Source organism: Nodosilinea sp. LEGE 07088 (assembly GCF_015207395.1).
In the GTDB taxonomy this organism is placed as follows: Bacteria; Cyanobacteriota; Cyanobacteriia; order Phormidesmidales; family Phormidesmidaceae; genus Nodosilinea.
The window spans coordinates 1-4323 of sequence record NZ_JADEWX010000291.1 but is presented as its reverse complement, the minus strand read 5'-3'; the positions used below and the strand labels follow the sequence as shown (position 1 = coordinate 4323).

The 4323-nt window shown below is 58.2% G+C and carries 3 protein-coding genes; 1 reads left to right on the top strand and 2 read right to left on the bottom strand.

All coding sequences use genetic code 11. The features are described from left to right. Window positions 1-108: 108 nt before the first annotated feature. Window positions 109-1788 carry an ABC transporter substrate-binding protein gene (locus IQ254_RS29920; RefSeq protein ID WP_193969788.1) on the bottom strand — a complete coding sequence of 560 codons (1680 nt, stop codon included), beginning with the start codon at window positions 1786-1788 and terminating at the stop codon, window positions 109-111. Between the two features lie 342 nt (window positions 1789-2130). After that, window positions 2131-2523, bottom strand: a complete 393-nt coding sequence (locus IQ254_RS29915) for a glutamyl-tRNA amidotransferase (protein WP_193969787.1) — start codon at window positions 2521-2523, stop codon at window positions 2131-2133. A gap of 57 nt (window positions 2524-2580) precedes the next feature. Here IQ254_RS29915 and IQ254_RS29910 point away from each other — a divergent pair, with 57 nt between their 5' ends. Next, entirely contained in the window at window positions 2581-4320 is a 1740-nt protein-coding gene (locus tag IQ254_RS29910) for a CHASE domain-containing protein (protein WP_193969786.1), read from the top strand. Window positions 4321-4323: the final 3 nt, after the last annotated feature.

The following is a 4323-nucleotide window of genomic DNA, read 5'->3' as shown; positions in this document are numbered from 1 at the left end:
GCGGGGGGCCGGGGAGCGGGATACTCGACAACCAAGAAGTTCAGATGCAATGAGAAATTTAGCTCCCAAAGCTCCCTAGCTCCCAAAGCCTCCCTAGCTCCCTAGCCCTCAGGCTTTCTCCAGCTGACGAAAATCGAGCTGGCGGTGGAACCAGTACTGGTAGCCGCTGACGCTGGGCTGCATCGCCACCGAGAGTTTGGGCTGCACCAGGGGCACCCGAGGCATTTCCTGCCAGGCCAAACCGATGAACTCTTCCACGTTCTTCTCGTAGTCGGGTTCACCCGGTTCTGAGGCCAGGGCCGCTTCGATCATCTTGTCCATCTCGGGGTTTTTGTAGGAGCTACCGTTAAAGGTTGCATCCTGCCCGTGGTAGGCGTAGAAGAAGAAGTAATCGGGATAGTTGAGCCAGCCGCCGAAGTTGTTGATGATCATCGGGCGGCTCTTCTCGACCAGCACGGAGCGGAAGTTGGCATTGGGCACCTTCTCGATGTTGGCTTTAATGCCCAGCTCCGCCAGGGATTCTTGAATCAGCACCACGGTGGGCTCGGCCCATTCCTTGTTGCCCATGTCAAAGGCAATGGTGGTTTCAAAGCCGTTGGGATAGCCCGACTCCGCCATCAGCTTTTTGGCCATCTCCATGTCGGTTTTATAGGGCGTAGGCTGGGGCCACTCGATCGAGTCGGGCTCAAACTTGCCGTCACCGTACATGGGCACCGCCTGACCATAGAGGGCGGTATCCATGATCGCCGCGTAGGGGGTGGCATAGGCCACGGCCTGGCGCACTTTCACGTCAGCGAAGGGGTTATCTGCCCCCTTGAGCTGCGGGTTACTGTGCATGTCAAGGGAGTAGAGGCAGTTCTCGATTGGGGTCGAGATCATGGTGAACTTGCCCATGTCGGCCAGTTCTTTCTGATCTTTTTCCGATAGGTCGTAGTTGATGTCGATGTCGCCTTTTTCCAGCAGAGCGCGGCGGTTCCCGGCCTCTGGCACATTCAGCACAATCACTTCTTGAGTGGCGGGCAACGGGCCAGATTTCCAGTCGGCGAAGCGCTCTAAGACAATCCGCTCGTTGGGTTTAAACTCTTTGAGGGTGTAAGCGCCGCCGCCGGCATCGTTGTTGTTTAGCCACTCGGCCCCCCAGGGGTCTTCGGTGGTGAGGTGGGGCTTGACCAGTTCACTATTGATGATCACTGGAATCGGCACCGCCATGTCGATCATGGTGAGCTTGTCGGGCCGCAAGAACTTGACGCGGAAGGTGTGGTCATCGACGACTTCAAACTGATCGGGGCTTTCCAGCGCGCCCGCCTTCATCTGGAAGGTGGGAAAGCCGCCGATGGATACCGCGCGATCGTAGGACCACTTGACGTCGTTGGCAGTGACGGGGGCACCGTCGTGAAAGGTGGCATCTTGCCGCAGGTTAAAGGTGACCGCCATGCCATCGTCGGCCATCTCCCAGCTCTCGGCCAGCTCGGGCTCTAGCACCGTATAGTCGTAGGAGATGGCCCCGTCGGGCAGCTTTTTGGTGCCGAAGGTCATCAGCCGGTCATACATGGCCCAGGAGATGCCGTAGGCGGGGCGATTGGTGCCGACCCGGTGCAGATCGAGGCTATTGGGAAAGCCACCGCCCTGCACTACCGTCAGCTTGGCGTCGGAGACTTTTGCTCCTGAGGCCGCAGAGTCAGCGGGGGCATCGGCCGCGGGCTTAGTGCTACAGGCCTTGAGGCCATTGGCCAGGGTCAGACCGACGGTCAGACCCATACTGGTTTTGATCAAGCGTCGTCGTCGCATGGCAAAAGGGGGGTGGAGGTTAAGGGCAAAACGGCCAGAGCAAAGCTTTTCAAGAAACAGTAAAAACCGCTACAATCTGAAATAAGCTAATCATTGCTCGGCTAAAAGTTAGCGCTTAATCTACCTGCAACCTCAGCAAGATTTCAGGGAGAAATCGGGAAGAAATCGGGAAGATGATGCCCCGATTACCTATCATTTGCCCCCTAGCCCCCTGCTCCTAGCTCAAGCCCTAGCGCCTCAGACCAAATCCTGCCTGAATACCCCCGGTTCGTAGGGGCATAGCCTGCTATGCCCCTACGAGGTTCCTGATTATGAATCGGGGTTTCCAAATCGGATTTCGGATCAGATCTTCGCCTTCGCCTCGGTATAGGCTCGCCAATCGCCATAGTGAGTGATTTCGGTCTGGCCTTCGCAGAGGATAGGTTCTCCCAAGACGCCTAAGACCTCTTCTCCATTGCTCAAGCAGACTTTGCCAATGCAGAGACCGGGGGGTTCTTGCTGGAGCACGTTGACTAACCCCGCTGGTGGCACCGCCCAAACTTCGAGGGCGACGGCAGTGCCGCCAGCACTCACGCGCACCATGGCGGGATGCACATCGTTGATGGACCAGAGGCGATAGTTGGGGGTGGTGGTGGCTTGATAGAGGAAGGTTGCTCCAACATTTAAGAGGTTGTCATTCAGTTCTAAACCGCGCATCAACGTACCATTGACGGCTAATTTGAGCGTCTCGGTCATGCTATTTTTCCTCAACTGAAGGTGTGCCACAATTAGGCATTCTTGCAGATTGGCAACATGCCTGCGTTTTCTCGCTACCTCCCGACGGGGTTAATTTTGCTGGTGGGTCTAGGCACCACCCTCGCCGCGACGAGCTGGGTTAACCGATGGGAGCAGGTGTCTCGGCAGGAGGAGGTTCAAAAGCAGATTAACAACCTGACGACGGCCCTGCAGCGCACCACCAATCGCTATAGCGATTTGATGTTATCCATTGGCGACCTCTATGCGGCTAATGACAATCAGGTGGATGCCCAGGCGTTTAGCCGCCTGGTGGCCCGGGCGGTGAATAGCTATCCCGGCATTCAGGCGCTGGAATGGGCACCGCTAATTTCTGCTGCAGAACGCTCGGTCTATGAGCAACAGTTGCAGGCTCGTACCGGCCAGTCGGTAGGCATCACGGAATATCGGTTGGGGGCGCTGGTGGCGGCGGGCGATCGCACTACCTATGTGCCCGTCACCTTTCTAGAGCCCTGGGAAACCAATGAAGCGGCCCTGGGCTATGACCTGGCCTCCGACGATACGCGCCGGATGGCCTTAGAAACAGCCCGCGACACTGGCGAGTTGGCGGCGACCGGGCGCATTCAGCTGGTGCAAGAAAAAGCCAAAGATCAGTACAGCTTTCTCGTCTTTTTGCCCCTGTATGACCAACCGGCGGATACCCCGGTGGCCCGACAGCAGCAGCTCCAGGGCTACATTCTGGGGGTGTTTCGCGTGGCCGACGTGGTCGAAGCAGCCCTGGCTGATTTAGACTACGACACCGATTTTTTTATTGTGGACCAAACCGCTGCGGCCGATGAACAACTGCTGGGGTTCTACGATGCGGCTCAACGCCAGGTGATATCCAATCCCCAGGCCGAGGCACAATGGGCACAAACGGGTTCCCACGCTGGTTGCCCGACGGGAGTGGACTGCACCAGTGACCTAAATCTGGGGCAACGGGATTGGCAGTTGCGATTTTTGCTGCCTGGGCAGTTGGCGCCGCCCTGGGCGACGGTGGCGACCGCCCTGATTGGGGGGCTGCTGACAACCGTGCTGTTGGTATATCTCTCTCGCTGGCAGGCCGAACTGCGGCGTACCCGCGAGCTGAGTGAGTTGAAGCTGAGGTTGTTTTCTATGACCTCCCATGAGCTGCGTACGCCATTGAGCGTGATCAGCGTTTCGGCTCAGTCGCTGGGGCAAGACCGCGCGGTGCTGACGCCCCAACAGCAACACAATGCGATCGCTCGCATTCAAACCGCCGCCCGACAGCTGGGTCAACTGGTGGAAGACATTCTCACCCTGACCCGCGCCGAGGCCGGTCATTTAGAGGTGAACCCCGAGATTGTGGAGCTAGAGCCGTTTTGTCGCCAGGTGGTTGACCAGGTTCAGCTCCAGGCCGATCAGCCCATTTGGCTGGAGGGCAACGCCCTGCCAACCAAGGCCTATCTCGACAAAAAGCTGCTGCACTCGGTTCTGGCGAACCTGCTGGCCAATGCTGCCAAATATTCTCCGGCGGACAGCCCAGTTCGCCTGATCGTGACCACCACCGCAGAGACGCTGGAGTTCCAGGTGATCGATCAGGGCATTGGCATTGCAACCGATGACCAGGCTCAGGTGTTTAAGGCGTTTTACCGGGGCGACAACGTGGGCCAGGTGCAGGGCACTGGGTTGGGCCTGGCGGTGGTGAAAACCTGTGTTGAGCTCCAGGGCGGGAGGCTGCGGTTGCAGAGTGATGCGGCGGGGACTGCGATCGCGGCGGTGTTTCCTCGGGTGGAGTAGGGG

Coding starts and splice junctions, on each gene's coding strand:
- IQ254_RS29920 (WP_193969788.1), bottom strand. CDS start 1,788: ATGCGACGACGACGCTTGATCAAAACCAGTATGGGTCTGACCGTCGGT.
- IQ254_RS29915 (WP_193969787.1), bottom strand. CDS start 2,523: ATGACCGAGACGCTCAAATTAGCCGTCAATGGTACGTTGATGCGCGGT.
- IQ254_RS29910 (WP_193969786.1), top strand. CDS start 2,581: ATGCCTGCGTTTTCTCGCTACCTCCCGACGGGGTTAATTTTGCTGGTG.